A 13,482-nucleotide genomic window follows, 5' to 3' on the forward strand; every position below is an offset into this window, starting at 1 on the left:
TAGATTGAAACTTTATGTGAAACTATGAAAAGACAATGGAATTAGTATATTGGCTGCGATACTGGACGGGGCTTAGCCATCCTAGTTTCTCTTTAATTCGTTCTTTATTATAATAGTTAATATAGTTGGTAATTGATTCAGCCAATTCTTCAAAACTATGATAAGTTTGACCATAATACATTTCTTGTTTGAGTATACTAAAGAAATTTTCCATTGGTGAATTGTCATAACAATTCCCTTTTCTAGACATACTTTGGAAGATATCATTATCTTTTAAAGTTTTTGAATACCGTTTCATTTGATAAGCCCAGCCTTGGTCTGAATGAAAAGTTCTTCTGAATATGCAATCATTTGTACGTTCTATAGCTACCTTCAAAGCTTCCATCATACTTTCACCGTTAGGCCGTTTTGTTATTTGAAAACTGATGATTTCGCTATTGAATAAATCCATATAAGGATCTAAATAAAGTCTGCCTGTCTGAGTATTGCCTAACTGGTCCGTATAATAGTATTTGAATTCAGTTGTATCAGTCGTAATTTTTTGATGTGGAACTGATGTGTTAAAACGTCGTTTTAAACGATTTGATGCTACTTTCCCTACAGTTCCCTTATAAGACTTATACTTTCTGCTTTTGTGTGAGAAGGCAGTTACAAGAATGCCTAATTCACGCATTAAGCGTAATACTTTCTTCCGATTTATATGATAACCTAATTTTTTTAACTCGGGAGTCAGTCTTTTATACCCATAATCCTTATTTTTCTCTCTTAGTTCTAGTAAAGCATCTTTGTAAACTTTATCCTTGTCTGGTCGTTTAGATTGCTTCCTAATATAGTGATAAGTTGCCTTTGGAAAGCCAGTTACTCTCAAAATATCAACTAATTTGAATTTATTAATAGTATGGAGATTGTAGATTGCTTGAGCTATTTGTTTCTTTGTTGCTGTTTCTCTGCTTCCTGCAATCTCCCTAATTCCTTTAAAAATTCATTCTCGATTCTCAAATCACGATTTTCATTTTCAAGTTGTCTCAGACGCTCAACGTCTACATCTTCTCTAGTTATATTCTTTGGATCCTGAAATACTTTCTTATCAGCTTTCTTCCGTTTACCCATTTTCGGTGGCCTACCTCTCTGTTCTGATAAGCCATCGACACCTTTCTTGAGGATAGTAGTGCGCCAATTACAAATTAGACTAGGGTTATTCATCCCTAATGAATTGGCTACTTCTCGATAACTCATCTCTGTTGTTTCATATAATTTTACAGCACTAAGCTTAAAATCAACAGAGTAATGAGTTTGATTCTTACTACGTTTCAGTCCTTCGATTCCAAATTGTTGATAGCTATTAACCCATCTTCTTACAATAGAATCTTGTATATTATATTTCTTTGCTACCGCTAGGTAGCCACCATAGTTCCCCAGATAATGTTTTACAATTTCCAATTTAAATTCTAGTGAATATTTTGCCATAAAAATAAACCCCCAAAAGTTAGATTTTTGGTCTAACTTTTGGGGGCCTCTACAACTCCAGGGATTTTTCTTACCTTCACTTTAAAATCTTTTCTTGCTATATTTGTATCATCCTCATTTATTGTTAACAATAAATCTGTATATTTTGCAAAATATCGCTCTATTGGATAATAGAATATCCAATTTTTTTTAGGTCCCCCTTTATAAAAGTGAAACCCATGGGCAGTATAAATGATTTTTGTCTGTGTTTTTTTAAAAACTATCCTACTTAAAACACTACCTATTGGTGAATGACAATGTAATAAATCAAAGTTTTTCTCTTTCAACATTTTTAACTGCTTAATTACTTTTATATTTTTTTTATAAGTTCCACTACCTCTAGGAAAATCTATCTGGTAACATTTCACGTTATTTAAAGTTAAACTTTCTTTTAGTTTTTGAGCATCATCTCTAGAAATAGTGCCAGCGTCAATAAAATTAGTTCCAACAGATACTTCATAACCTAAGCTTTGAAGTATTAAAATATTATCCAAATTAAATTGTTCAATCATAGATGCTACTGAACTGATTATCAATGCTTGTTTTATAATTTTCACATCCTTATATCGTTCATTTTTCAGTTATAAGTATTGATTCTTCTAATGTAAATTTTTGATAATTCAAATGACTTGTATTACTCAACATTTGGTCATAATATAAACTTCCAAATACTTTTTTCACTAAACTTGTATTTTTTAATAAAAAAATTAACCAATTAAATATTTTTGTGATCCAAATAGGATGATGTTGTATTTTAGCAATGGTTTCAACCAATTTACTAGTTTTTACATACTCCTTATTTTGCGGATGGAAGTACCCTTCATCATGTGAATCTATAATTAATCGAAGTAATTCCACTAAGTTACTAATAAATAACATACTTCTCCTATTTTCATAATTTGGAAAGATAGGTGTTTTTTGTGCTAGTTTAGAGAGTCTCGGGTAATTGCCTTTTGATTCTTTACCATAAATCATAGGAGGTCTAATAATGGCTACCTTAAAACTTTCATCATTCAATTTCTCAAGTCTTTGTTCAGCTTGAAGTTTACTATCACCGTAGAAATTATCTGGATCTGGTATAGTATTCTCATCAATACATTCTTTTTTAGTACCGAATACAATTATGCTGCTTAGAAAAATGAAGTGATTGACTCCATCATTTTTTGCCTTTAGCGCAACTTCCTCTGTTAAATCTCTATTTACAGAATAGTATAAGTCTTCTAAGGATTTATCTGATGAATTGTGAGCTATTCCAGCAACATGTAAAATTGAATCATATTGAGACCAATCGTCTGATTTCCAACGATTGTCTCTAAGTGAAATTTTATCTACTTTATAATCCTCAGGCCATTGAGCGACCCACTCTTCAAAGGAAGTCCCAATATAACTATTTTGACCCGTAATCAAAATTCGTTTCATTTAGATTCCTCCTTTATATCTCTTCTGGCCTTTTCAATGGTTCCAGTACCACCTTCAACGACGCCTTCACTCTTGAATACACTTACCACAGTTCCAATAAAGCACTTTACATCAAATAAAAAGCTAATATTTTCTACATAGTCACCATCTAAACGCGCCTTAACAGGTATTTCCAACTCATCACGTCCATTTATTTGTGCCCAACCTGTTAAACCTGGACGCACATTATTTGCTCCATATTTGTCGCGTTCTTCAATTAAGTCATCTTGATTCCACAAAGCTGGACGAGGACCAATAATCGCCATCTCCCCTTTTACAATGTTTATTAATTGTGGGAGTTCATCTAAGCTAGTTTTTCGTAAAAAATGGCCTGAATTAGTAATAAATGCTGCTGGATCGTTTAGCTGATGGGTCGGCATATCTGCCGGAGTATCTGTTCTCATTGAACGGAACTTGTAAATCTGGAAGAATTCCTTATTTTTCCCAACTCGTTTTTGTTTAAAGAAGACGGGACCTGGAGAATCCAATTTGATCCATAACGCAAGTATAAGAAAAAGGGGACTTAGTATAATTAGGCCCCCTAACGATAATATAAAATCTATAAATCTTTTTAAATATTGATACATAATAGAATCCTCCCAAAATTCTGAAACTTATACTAATGTATACCTGAATAATTCATAGCTCTAAATTTAAGCTATTTTTTTGAACAAAGTGCCTATATTTAAATTAGGCAGATACATTCTTCCAAAATAATGTGTTTTCGAACAGGATATATACGGAAGAAGGCTGTAATAAAAATTATTTGTCTATTTAAGGGCAGACTGACCCCTTGGAAAAATAGGTTAAAAATTTTTACGATAACTAGCCTAAATCCATTGCCTAGATCGCCGTAGGCGTTCAAAAACCTTATAAAATTCAGTTTGATACACATGATAACTCGACAGTTTGAGATAGACTTGTCTACCTGTTTTAACGAGTTTTCCGGCAACTTTAAGCAATGTCAATCGTATAGAATGAATCGTCATCCCCCGATTGACTTGTTCAAATCCAATGGTCTTTAAAAAATTGACGAGGTTGTAAGCCAGGACACTGATCATCATTCTGACATGATTTTCCAGGAAACGCGGACTATCTGTTTTGTCAAAATAAAAGCCTGATTTCGCTTCTTTGATGAAATTTTCCATTGTTCCACGCTTGCCGTAAAGAGAGAATATGACTTCAGGCGAGACATTATCGGATAGATTCGTCACAATGAATGCGTGGTGAAAAAGAAGCTCTCCTGCTTCACGGATTGATCGAATACAAACGCGACGGGGTTTTGACCAGGATTGTGCTTGATAAGGGAGTGAAAAATACTGTATTTCTCGGTCTTCCCATTTTTTATTATCCCCATAAAGAACAGAGTGTTCAGCTAACTGACTTAACCTCCGATTGCTCTTTAATCGGATAACGTACTGGCTTTCAGTTGCTTCACAAGATTCATACACCTCTGGTGTGGCGAAGCCGCTGTCACCCCGAACCAATATCTCGGTATGAGGTAACGTGCTCTTGTAGTGGTGTAACAGCGGGTCGATAAAGGCTTTTACCCCTTTAGACGTGTACTGATTGCCTGAACGCAGTTCAGCTTTTAGGAAATCTCCGGTCAATCCGTCAAATGCAACTAATGGGTGATAGCCGTAGGTTTGATAATGGGCATTATAATCTGTTTGTTCTTGGCGTCCAAAGGTATCCGAATGTGTGGAATCGACATCAATGATTAACTCGGTGTCATTGCGAATCAAACGCGCTTTATCAATCAGCGACTGATTTAATGCTTGGAGTTGATCCATGTTCTCCTCGGTGAAACGATCTAAAAACCGAGAGATTGACGATTGTGAGGCCAACTCTTTTTTACCGAGTACAGCTTGAAAGACTGGATCCTGTCTTAATAGATTAGCTGATGAGTCTGCCGAGTACCCAGCAATTAACTGCATAATGAGTTGTTCTAATATCGCTAAGTTATCATGTGTGAAGTAAACACGTTTGTCTTTAATATGGAGCCACTGTTTAGCTACGTGTGAAAAGTCGAAGGTATTCATCACCTCTTTAACTAAGACCAAACCCGAATCACTCGATAAGCGACCACCTGTATGTGAAATAGTCAAATTTGAATTGAATTTTACCTGGTTTTTGTGTAAGCTAGTCATGAGAAGAACTCCTTTCTTTTGGTTGGTTTCGACACCTTTACCATATCAGAATGGGGTTCTTTTTGCATCACTTAACAGGTGAAAATGAAAAAGTAAATGAAGACTGCCGTTAGGCAGTTTCAGACGGTTTGAAGTCAAAGTATGAATTATTCAGGGTATATTAAGCATTATAACTTTACCATAACTTTTGTGCCAATTCACTAGATTATTGTGCTTTCAATGTATTAAAGTATCGCTACATTCATAATTTTACAATCTTTACATTCGATAAATAATTTAGTGTGTAGTAATAGAAATTTTGTTCTCTAAGTTTTTGTACCGTATTTCCATAAAGAAAAACGCTTAGAGTTCATTGTTAGTATTTTCATTTACTAAAAGTTTCCCATACAAAAAGCACTCAACATTTTGGGTTAAGTGCTTGATGGGTTTATATTATTTCTTTCGTTTTCTCAGAACTATTAATAAAATAATTATGATAATCACGAGTACTACGATAATTCCAATAAAAACTTGTGGTGTGAACCATCGATTTTCTAATTCTACAGCGTCGTCAGATATTTCTGCTTGCTCGTCTGTAATAGTAAATGGTTCATCCCATGTCCACTCGTCATCATTGTTTGATGCGGTCATTTTTAGACGATACTCCCCTGGTTCTAGATATTGATTTTCCCAGTCAATGACGAAGTTTATCGTAGAGTTAGGCGCGAAATTCGTTGCTTCTAGTGTTGCTGTTTTAATCGCTTCTTGGGCGTCAGCATCATAAACTTCGGCTTCAATATCGATATTGCCAAGTATAAAAGGCTGATCATTTTGCAATTTAGTGACAACAGCTGTTTGGTAGTTTACTAATGAAGGTTCAATGCCCGTTAAGTTTAAATTTGAATTTGCTTCGTGATCTTCATCTTCCGTTACCTGTAAGCCAATAACGTATGCATACTGATTATTAATCTGCACGCTCTCTTCATTCTAGTCACTTTCATCATCGTGATTAAATATCTCCGCTTGCAACACTTCTGTATAACCAGGTTCAAGAAATAAATCAAATTACGATACACCAGTGTCAAACTGACTCTCAGGTAGGATAGCTTGCACAGAGTAACGTACCGAATCCTCAGTTTCTGGAGCCTCTACACTACCTAGTTGCCCTCGCTCATGCGGGGAATACCGTTTCGGGTAAATCATTTTTAGTTGTAAATAGGGATCACCCCCGCTCATGCGGAGAACACGAATCTAAGTGTAGGTATCTTGTTAGAATATTAGTATCACCCCCGCTGGTGCGGGGAATACGTTACTTTTGGTGGCGAAGGTGCAGTTACAGCAGGATCACCCCCGCTGACGCGGGGAATACTCCATCGCTTTGCGAATTGATGATGATACGCGGGGATACACTAAAAAGATCCCTTGAAATCAGCCTTTACATTTGTCCAACTTCTAAAATCCATTCATTTTAGGCCTTATACTTAATATCATAATATGCTTTAAGAAAAAATCACAGTCCAATATAATAAAAATGTGGATGTAATCTTTTAAATTCTGTTTTATCGAAACGAATTATATTTTCCACCAACTCATGTACGTTTTTCCCCGCAAAAAAAGAGCAGACACTCATCTGCTCCTGAAATTTGAATTCAGTATCAAATAAATAAGCAAATAATCTTCTTGCATAGGTATCGGCGATAAATGCTACTTGGTCAAAGACAAATACTAATAGAACGTCCGCGGTTTCTTGCCCTATCCCGTGAATTTTTAAGAGTTCTGATCTAAGATGTTGACCATAGTTTAGTGCAATTTCAGCGAATTACCAATTTTGATTTTGAAACCAACGAAATGTTTCCTGAATAGCACGTGATTTATTTTTATAAAAGCCTGATGGTTGAATGAGGAATTGTAAGTCTTCGTCACTTAGTCCTAATATTTGATCTGGTATAAAGTCCGTAGTTTGTTTCAACCGTTCCAGTGATTTTTCAACATTTCGCCAATTGGTATTTTGAACTAAGATTGCACCTAGGATAATTTCAGCTTTTGTATCTGGTGGCCATTTACCGACATCTGGGAATGTAGTTTTTAACTTTTCATAAATGGCTTGTGTTTGATTAGCTGATACCTTGAAATCATTTGTCATCAGTTAAATAACCTTCTAATTTAAGCAAAGCTATTTTACGGTCGATACCACCTGCATAGCCAGTTAGATCACCATTTGTGCCTACTACACGATGGCAAGGGACAATAATCGAAATGGGGTTACGCCCAACTGCGCCACCTACAGCTCTTGCAGAACCTCTGCCCTTACTTTGACGAGTAGCGACATTCTCAGCTAACTCTTGATAGGTAATCGTTTGGCCGTAGGGTACTTTCTGTAATTCAGACCAGACTTCTTGCTGGTAAGCTGTACCTTGAAGGTTTAATGGTAACTTTGATGGTTGTGGGTTTTCTCCATTAAAGTAGGCAGTCAACCAAGCTTTAGTCTGTTGAATGATTGGATGTTGATGATCAACTGCTACCTGGCCTAAATCAAAGCCCGCACCAAAATGTGCCTGGTCTTCAAACCATACGCCAATAAGACCATGGTCATTTGCTAATATAGTGATGTCCCCTAATTTAGATTGAAAAATGCTTTTTAGCATATCTTTCACTTCCCTTTTTTCAATATATCTTGTGGTCATCATTATACTAGGAAAACTTGCCAGAGAACATCAAGAATATTTATTTAGCAAAAATCGCGTGTACTGTATCAATTAATAATTTCTTGATATAGTAGCCTGATTGAACTAATGTACTGAATCTTTGCGCATTATCTCGTGATTGGACATAGCGATTTGCATCCATATCCGCAATCACTTGTTTTGCTTCATCTAAATCACGAACGACTATCCCGAGGTCATTCTCTTCAATAATGGCACGATTGGATAGATTTTCTGGGATGATCACTGGAATACCAGCAGCCAAATAAGTCCCTAATTTATAGCTATTGCATAGTGCAAAATATTCTTTAATCGGAATCCATCTTGCTTGAGCTCGAATGCCCATTGGGCTTGTACTTTTCGTGGAGTTTTTTCTGGTTTTCCCGAAAAGTTCTCAACTTTTTTAGGTGGATAGGTTACACTGAGTTGGACAGAAAAGATAAGGTGTGTATACTAAAAGAAACACACTGGAGGAATCTATCATGTCAACGCGCAGAAAGAGACGCAGTTACTCAGATGAATTTAAACATCAAATCGTAGACCTACACAAAGCAGGAAAACCAAGAAATGAAATCATTTCAGAATATGAACTAACCCCTTCCACTTTCGACCGCTGGGTCCGCGAGAATACTGAATCGGGTTCTTTCAAAGTTCAGGACAATCTGACCCCTGAACAAAAAGAACTGAGAGCTTTAAAGAAGCGAAATGCTCAATTGGAAATGGAAAATGATATTTTAAAGCAAGCGGCGCTGATATTCGGGCGAAGGTCGAAGTAATCAAAGCAAACAAACATAAGTATTCTATATCAGCGATGTGCCGTGCCCTCAAAATTAACAGAGGATCTTATTATTATGAAGCCAAAAAGAAAGAAAGTGAATCAGAACTCGAACAAGCAATCATTGAAGAATTCGCAAGAAGTAATAATGCGTTCGGCACGCGGAAATTGAAACCTGTACTTGAAAAGAGAGGTTTTACTGTCTCTCGCCGTCGTATCGGTCGTATAATGAAAAAATTCCATCTCGTCTCAAAATATAACCGGCCGTCTTACAAACCCCAGAGAACCGGTGTTAATCAAGCTAGAATCGAAAACATCCTGAACCGTGAGTTCTCACAAGAAGAGCCGATGAAAGTGATCGTCACGGATTTGACTTACGTCAAAGTAGCTACTAAGTGGTTTTATGTATGTTTTATCCTTGATTTATTTAATCGTGAAATCATTGGTTATTCCGCTGGACCGCATAAGACCGCTGACTTAGTCATGCAGGCCCTGGCGACAGTTAAGGGCGATCTACATATGGTGAACACTTTTCATACCGATCGAGGAAAAGAATTTGATAACCATACGATCGATGAATTATTGGATACCTTTGACATTGAACGCTCGTTAAGTAGAAAAGGAAATCCGTATGACAATGCCGTAGCGGAATCGACATATAAATCGTTTAAGTTTGAATTTGTCTACGACAATCGATTCGATACACTCTATGAACTGCAGGTCCAACTTATGGACTACGTCCATTGGTGGAATAATTTCCGTCCGCATGGCGCACTAAACTACGAATCTCCCATAGACTATCGTAAAACTTGGGAAGAAGAACAGTCTGAAAATGGAAGAGATAAGTCATTCGTCTATCGGTCGGCCACTGAGTCAAAACAGTATGAGGCCAGGACGGAAAGGGTGGTCTTGCCCTTGTAGTCGTGGACACAGACTGTTACATTAATTAGCCGATCGATTGAACGAAAGGCTTCCGCCATTCGGTTGAGAGAGGCAAAAAGAACGTGAACTTAATTATCTTTTACACTTTATATTTTCTGTTCAATAATGTGTTGACATTCCAAGGTAAGCTACCTCAAGTCTAAGTAGTTCGTTCTCTCGCTCTAATGCTTTTTCACGTGTTAAATCTTTTTCTTCACTCTTTTTAGATTTTCGAGGTTTCTTTGTCATTGAAGGTCTCCTCTTTAACTTTAGTTTTAGGCCTTCTATTCCTTGTTCATTAAATGCTTTCCTCCAACTATAAATTAATGCAGGATTATTCATTTTAAATTGATTTGCAGTTTCTTGAAAAGAAGCCCCTGTTTCTAACATGAATTTTACAGTATCTAATTTAAATTGAACAGTGTATGTTTCCTTACCGCTCTTTCGTTTTAAACCCTCTATCCCTAAGGATTTATAGGTTCTAACCCATTGTTTTAACGGTGATGAAGAGGGCATACCATATTTGCTTGCTAGTAATTTGTATCCTAGATTAGTATTTAAATACTCAGTAACGAGGATAAAGTCCATATAATTGTGTAAAAGATAAAAGGCCATGTAACAGCCCTTTTACGGTACAATGTTTTTAACCACAAAAACATACCCAGGAGGACGTTACATGACCCAAGTACATTTTACACTGAACAACGAAGAGGTTCAAAGTATTATTGAACATTCGGTAAAAGATGAAGTTTCTAAAAATATTTTGACCACTGTTTTCAACCAATTGATGGAAAATCAACGAACAGAATATATTCAAGCCGATGACTATGAACGTTCAGAAAGTCGTCAGAGTCAAAGAAATGGCTATTATGAGCGAGACTTTACGACTCGTGTGGGCACACTCGAGTTAAAAGTGCCTAGAACACGTGATGGTGAATTTTCACCGACGGTGTTTGAGCGTTATCAGCGAAATGAAAAGGCACTGCTCGCTTCAATGCTTGAGATGTATGTTTCAGGCGTTTCGACACGTAAAGTTTCAAAGATTGTTGAAGAGCTATGTGGAAAATCGGTATCGAAATCTTTTGTTTCTAGCCTGACTGAGCAGTTAGACCCGATGGTCAACGAATGGCAGAACCGTTCACTCTCAGGTACGAGTTATCCTTATCTGATGACTGATGTTCTCTACATAAAAGTCCGTGAGGACCATCGAGTGCTTTCTAAAAGCTGCCATATTGCGATCGGGATAACAGAAGGTGGTGATCGTGAAATCATTGGCTTCATGATCCAAAATGAAGAAAGTGATGACACATGGTCCATCTTCTTTGAATACTTAAAAGAACGCGGTCTACAGGGGACAGAACTCATCATTTCTGATGCCCATAAAGGCCTAGTGTCTGCAATTCGTAAGTCATTTACCAACGCGAGTTGGCAGAGATGCCAGGTCCATTTTTTAAGAAACATCTTCAGTTCCATTCCAAAAAAGAATTCAAAACCGTTTAGAGAAGCAGTAAAAGCGATCTTTAAGTTTACGGATATTGAACTCGCTCGAACAGCTAAGAATGCCTTAGTCGGTGAATATATCGACCAGTCTAAATATACAAAAGCTTGCGAAACATTGGATAATGGCTTCGAAGATGCCTTTCAATACACGGTTATCGGAAATGGTCACAATCGGCTAAAAAGCACCAACCTTCTTGAACGACTGAACCAGGAAGTCCGCAGAAGAGAAAAGATTATTCGGATTTTTCCCAACCGAACGTCTGCCAATCGATTAATTGGAGCTGTCCTTATAGACCTTCATGACGAATGGCTCAGTTCTACAAGAAAATATATTAAGTTTGATCAATGAGAGACCGGTAAAACATTGTATAGTATTTTACACAGGATTATGGACTTGACTGTAACGAGCTTAATTTTAAATTTTTCAGTATATTTAGACATAAAAACACCCCCAAAAGTTAGTTTTATAACTCTAACTTTTGGGGGTAATGTCCAAACAAGGTCTAGGAAATGTTCTTTTACCACTACTGATCTATCGTCTTGCCCTTTATCTATCTAATCATGCTTTCATTTCAAACCATCCGTACATCCTTAGTCGTATCAGGATTTTCTCTTAAGGTTAAGACCCCATCATTCATTTCATAGACTTTATCGCATTGGTCTATTAAACGAAGATCGTGTGTAACCATGATAGTTGTTTTATTTTGTTGTTTGGTCATTTTGGCCAAGACATCCACCACATCCATCGCACGTTTAGAGTCTAGGCTTGCTGTTGGTTCGTCGGCAAATATAATTGAAGGATTATTATATAAGGCGCGCGCAATTGCTACACGCTGCTTTTCCCCCCCAGATATTTGCTCTGGAAATTTATTTTTTAATTTTTCAATACCTAGTAGTTCCAATAAATCTAATGGGCTTTTCTCTTTTTTAGATAGTTTATCGACTAATTTCAATTGATCAGATACTTTTAGGAATGGAATAAGATTTGACGCTTGCAAGATAAAACCTACTTCTTCAAAACGAATGCGCGCCCGCTCTTTTTCTTTCTTTTCACTAAAAGGTTTATCGTTAATCATTACCCTACCTTGTGTTGGTTCCTGTAAGCCGGCAGCAATACTTAAAAAGGTACTTTTTCCTGAACCGGATGGCCCGATAATAGCAATAAATTCACCTTTCTCTGCTGTAAATGACGTTTCTTCAAGGGCCACAATTTCGGTATCCCCATCTTTAAATTTTTTCTGTACATTTTCAATTGTTAATACACTCATAATGACCTCCTAGGCGATTGCTCTTGCTGGATCAACGTTCACTATTGTTTTCACTGAGAATAAGGCACCAATTAATGAACAAAGTAAAATCAAGCCACCGACTGCTATAAAGAACAGCCAATTGATTTGGGTTGGCACTTGAGCTGGTAGGAAATAGATGCTCAAAATGGTCACCGCAACACCTAGTACTAGACCAATTAATGTAAGGATAATGGTTTGTACAACCACAGAACGACCAATTGTGCCTGTTGAAATACCTTGAGCTTTCATCACACCGAATACGTCAATTTTTTGAATAGTAAGTACGTAAATAAAAATACCAATCACAACTGCTGCAATTAAAATTAAAAAGCCAATCATGAAAATAAATGTGAGTAACTGTGCGCTATATCCTGGTAAATTATTGATAAAATCTGCCGTTGACCATATTTCCAGATTATCAGGTAAATCTGTTGCTTCACCACGTACGACAATAGCATTAATTATTTGATTATCCGCTTCTTGCCCTAATTCACCTTCAGGCATTTGGCTATTATCTGATGTATTCGATGTATTCAACGAAGCGTCTTGGATGTTTCTAAAAGCATTTTGTGTGATATGAACCATCGGCGCAATACTATATTTCGTATTTGTCGTTAATCCCACAACTTCAAACGCTTGTCCTTCAATCGTTACAGTAGCCCCTATTCCTAGGCCATATTGTTTAGTTAGACTATCGTCGATTAAAGCTTCATTATCAGCGTTCACCTGACGACCTTCAGTCACTTTAGGTGCAATAAAGTCATCAAATTGGATACCAAATAGGGAAATAGATAGTTGTTCATCACTTTCGATATCATCTGAATGCATATTGGTTGGCATTTGTAGTAATGAAGCTTTATTATCTGAATCAACCGCATCATAATCTTCTTCATCTATATTAGAGCGACTCATTGTCCCATCTGCTTCTTCTGTCAAAATGATTTGGTCAGCTTGCCATTGGTCAATCCCCACTCGACTCTCCATCGCTAGGCCATAAGCCAAACTAATTAAGAAAAAAACCAAAAAGGCAATCAAAAACATTACCCCAACAACCAAACTATACTTCTTCTTTGCATATAATATTTCTTTAATGGCTAAAAACATTCTTACTTGCTTCCTCTCTCTATCTGTTGAATCTAATTTTTCATCGTCAAAAATCCAACTATTAAGAATCCCCTTTAAAATATACGTCATACATCGGG

The 13,482-nt window shown here is 36.7% G+C and carries 14 protein-coding genes; 2 read left to right on the forward strand and 12 right to left on the reverse strand.

Annotation, left to right across the window (positions count from 1 at the left end; genetic code table 11):
* Positions 1–22: 22 nt before the first annotated feature.
* The 9 genes from AWM76_RS10465 to AWM76_RS07375 all read right to left on the reverse strand — a co-directional run bounded on the left by AWM76_RS10465 (position 23) and on the right by AWM76_RS07375 (position 8,141).
* Positions 23–1,467, reverse strand: a protein-coding gene (locus AWM76_RS10465; protein ID WP_420869278.1) for an IS3 family transposase whose coding sequence is annotated in 2 segments (ribosomal slippage) — positions 23–922 and positions 925–1,467 — 1,443 coding nt in all. Because the reading frame shifts where the segments join, the coding sequence is not laid out codon by codon here.
* Positions 1,468–1,499: 32 nt separating this feature from the next.
* Positions 1,500–2,018: a glycosyltransferase gene (locus AWM76_RS07340; protein ID WP_115609890.1), complete on the reverse strand. Its 519-nt coding sequence runs from the start codon at positions 2,016–2,018 to the stop codon at positions 1,500–1,502.
* A gap of 58 nt (positions 2,019–2,076) precedes the next feature.
* The gene (locus tag AWM76_RS07345) at positions 2,077–2,925 is read right to left on the reverse strand and encodes an NAD-dependent epimerase/dehydratase family protein (RefSeq protein WP_003143693.1); all 849 of its coding nucleotides are present in this window, start codon (positions 2,923–2,925) and stop codon (positions 2,077–2,079) included.
* Positions 2,922–3,551, reverse strand: coding sequence for a sugar transferase (locus tag AWM76_RS07350; RefSeq protein WP_003143691.1), 630 nt, complete (start codon positions 3,549–3,551; stop codon positions 2,922–2,924). The genes AWM76_RS07345 and AWM76_RS07350 overlap by 4 nt, the downstream gene beginning before the upstream one ends.
* 243 nt (positions 3,552–3,794) lie before the next feature.
* Positions 3,795–5,114 carry an IS1380 family transposase gene (locus AWM76_RS07355; RefSeq protein ID WP_003140845.1) on the reverse strand — a complete coding sequence of 440 codons (1,320 nt, stop codon included), beginning with the start codon at positions 5,112–5,114 and terminating at the stop codon, positions 3,795–3,797.
* Between the two features lie 432 nt (positions 5,115–5,546).
* Positions 5,547–6,068, reverse strand: a complete 522-nt coding sequence (locus AWM76_RS07360; protein ID WP_003141966.1) for a DUF3324 domain-containing protein — start codon at positions 6,066–6,068, stop codon at positions 5,547–5,549.
* 844 nt (positions 6,069–6,912) lie between these two features.
* Positions 6,913–7,236: a helix-hairpin-helix domain protein gene (locus tag AWM76_RS10990; RefSeq protein ID WP_003141970.1), complete on the reverse strand. Its 324-nt coding sequence runs from the start codon at positions 7,234–7,236 to the stop codon at positions 6,913–6,915.
* Positions 7,226–7,738, reverse strand: a complete 513-nt coding sequence (locus AWM76_RS07370) for a methylated-DNA--[protein]-cysteine S-methyltransferase (protein WP_039935165.1) — start codon at positions 7,736–7,738, stop codon at positions 7,226–7,228. The genes AWM76_RS10990 and AWM76_RS07370 overlap by 11 nt, the downstream gene beginning before the upstream one ends.
* A 79-nt stretch (positions 7,739–7,817) precedes the next feature.
* Positions 7,818–8,141, reverse strand: a complete 324-nt coding sequence (locus AWM76_RS07375) for a glycosyltransferase (protein ID WP_003141972.1) — start codon at positions 8,139–8,141, stop codon at positions 7,818–7,820.
* 136 nt (positions 8,142–8,277) lie between these two features.
* On the opposite strand from AWM76_RS07375, the gene AWM76_RS10470 reads away from it, so the two are divergent.
* A protein-coding gene (locus AWM76_RS10470) for an IS3 family transposase (RefSeq protein WP_235585488.1) occupies positions 8,278–9,491 on the forward strand; the annotation gives its coding sequence in 2 pieces (ribosomal slippage) (positions 8,278–8,563 and positions 8,563–9,491; 1,215 coding nt in all).
* Positions 9,492–9,611: 120 nt separating this feature from the next.
* Here the strand turns inward: AWM76_RS10470 and AWM76_RS07390 are convergent.
* Positions 9,612–10,106, reverse strand: coding sequence for a helix-turn-helix domain-containing protein (locus AWM76_RS07390; protein ID WP_107127080.1), 495 nt, complete (start codon positions 10,104–10,106; stop codon positions 9,612–9,614).
* A 61-nt stretch (positions 10,107–10,167) separates the two neighbouring features.
* On the opposite strand from AWM76_RS07390, the gene AWM76_RS07395 reads away from it, so the two are divergent.
* Entirely contained in the window at positions 10,168–11,340 is a 1,173-nt protein-coding gene (locus AWM76_RS07395) for an IS256-like element IS1542 family transposase (protein WP_060779369.1), read from the forward strand.
* 223 nt (positions 11,341–11,563) lie between these two features.
* On the opposite strand, the gene AWM76_RS07400 is transcribed toward AWM76_RS07395, so the two are convergent.
* Together AWM76_RS07400 and AWM76_RS07405 are read right to left on the reverse strand one after the other, a co-directional pair.
* Positions 11,564–12,259, reverse strand: coding sequence for an ABC transporter ATP-binding protein (locus tag AWM76_RS07400; RefSeq protein ID WP_003143296.1), 696 nt, complete (start codon positions 12,257–12,259; stop codon positions 11,564–11,566).
* A 9-nt stretch (positions 12,260–12,268) separates the two neighbouring features.
* Positions 12,269–13,474 carry an ABC transporter permease gene (locus AWM76_RS07405; protein ID WP_003143297.1) on the reverse strand — a complete coding sequence of 402 codons (1,206 nt, stop codon included), beginning with the start codon at positions 13,472–13,474 and terminating at the stop codon, positions 12,269–12,271.
* Between the last annotated feature and the right edge of the window lie 8 nt (positions 13,475–13,482).

It is taken from the genome of Aerococcus viridans, from assembly GCF_001543285.1.
In the GTDB taxonomy this organism is placed as follows: Bacteria; Bacillota; Bacilli; order Lactobacillales; family Aerococcaceae; genus Aerococcus; species Aerococcus viridans.

Coding starts and splice junctions, on each gene's coding strand:
- AWM76_RS07340 (WP_115609890.1), bottom strand. CDS start 2,018: ATGATTGAACAATTTAATTTGGATAATATTTTAATACTTCAAAGCTTA.
- AWM76_RS07345 (WP_003143693.1), bottom strand. CDS start 2,925: ATGAAACGAATTTTGATTACGGGTCAAAATAGTTATATTGGGACTTCC.
- AWM76_RS07350 (WP_003143691.1), bottom strand. CDS start 3,551: ATGTATCAATATTTAAAAAGATTTATAGATTTTATATTATCGTTAGGG.
- AWM76_RS07355 (WP_003140845.1), bottom strand. CDS start 5,114: ATGACTAGCTTACACAAAAACCAGGTAAAATTCAATTCAAATTTGACT.
- AWM76_RS10990 (WP_003141970.1), bottom strand. CDS start 7,236: ATGACAAATGATTTCAAGGTATCAGCTAATCAAACACAAGCCATTTAT.
- AWM76_RS07370 (WP_039935165.1), bottom strand. CDS start 7,738: ATGCTAAAAAGCATTTTTCAATCTAAATTAGGGGACATCACTATATTA.
- AWM76_RS07375 (WP_003141972.1), bottom strand. CDS start 8,141: ATGGGCATTCGAGCTCAAGCAAGATGGATTCCGATTAAAGAATATTTT.
- AWM76_RS07390 (WP_107127080.1), bottom strand. CDS start 10,106: ATGGCCTTTTATCTTTTACACAATTATATGGACTTTATCCTCGTTACT.
- AWM76_RS07395 (WP_060779369.1), top strand. CDS start 10,168: ATGACCCAAGTACATTTTACACTGAACAACGAAGAGGTTCAAAGTATT.
- AWM76_RS07400 (WP_003143296.1), bottom strand. CDS start 12,259: ATGAGTGTATTAACAATTGAAAATGTACAGAAAAAATTTAAAGATGGG.
- AWM76_RS07405 (WP_003143297.1), bottom strand. CDS start 13,474: ATGACGTATATTTTAAAGGGGATTCTTAATAGTTGGATTTTTGACGAT.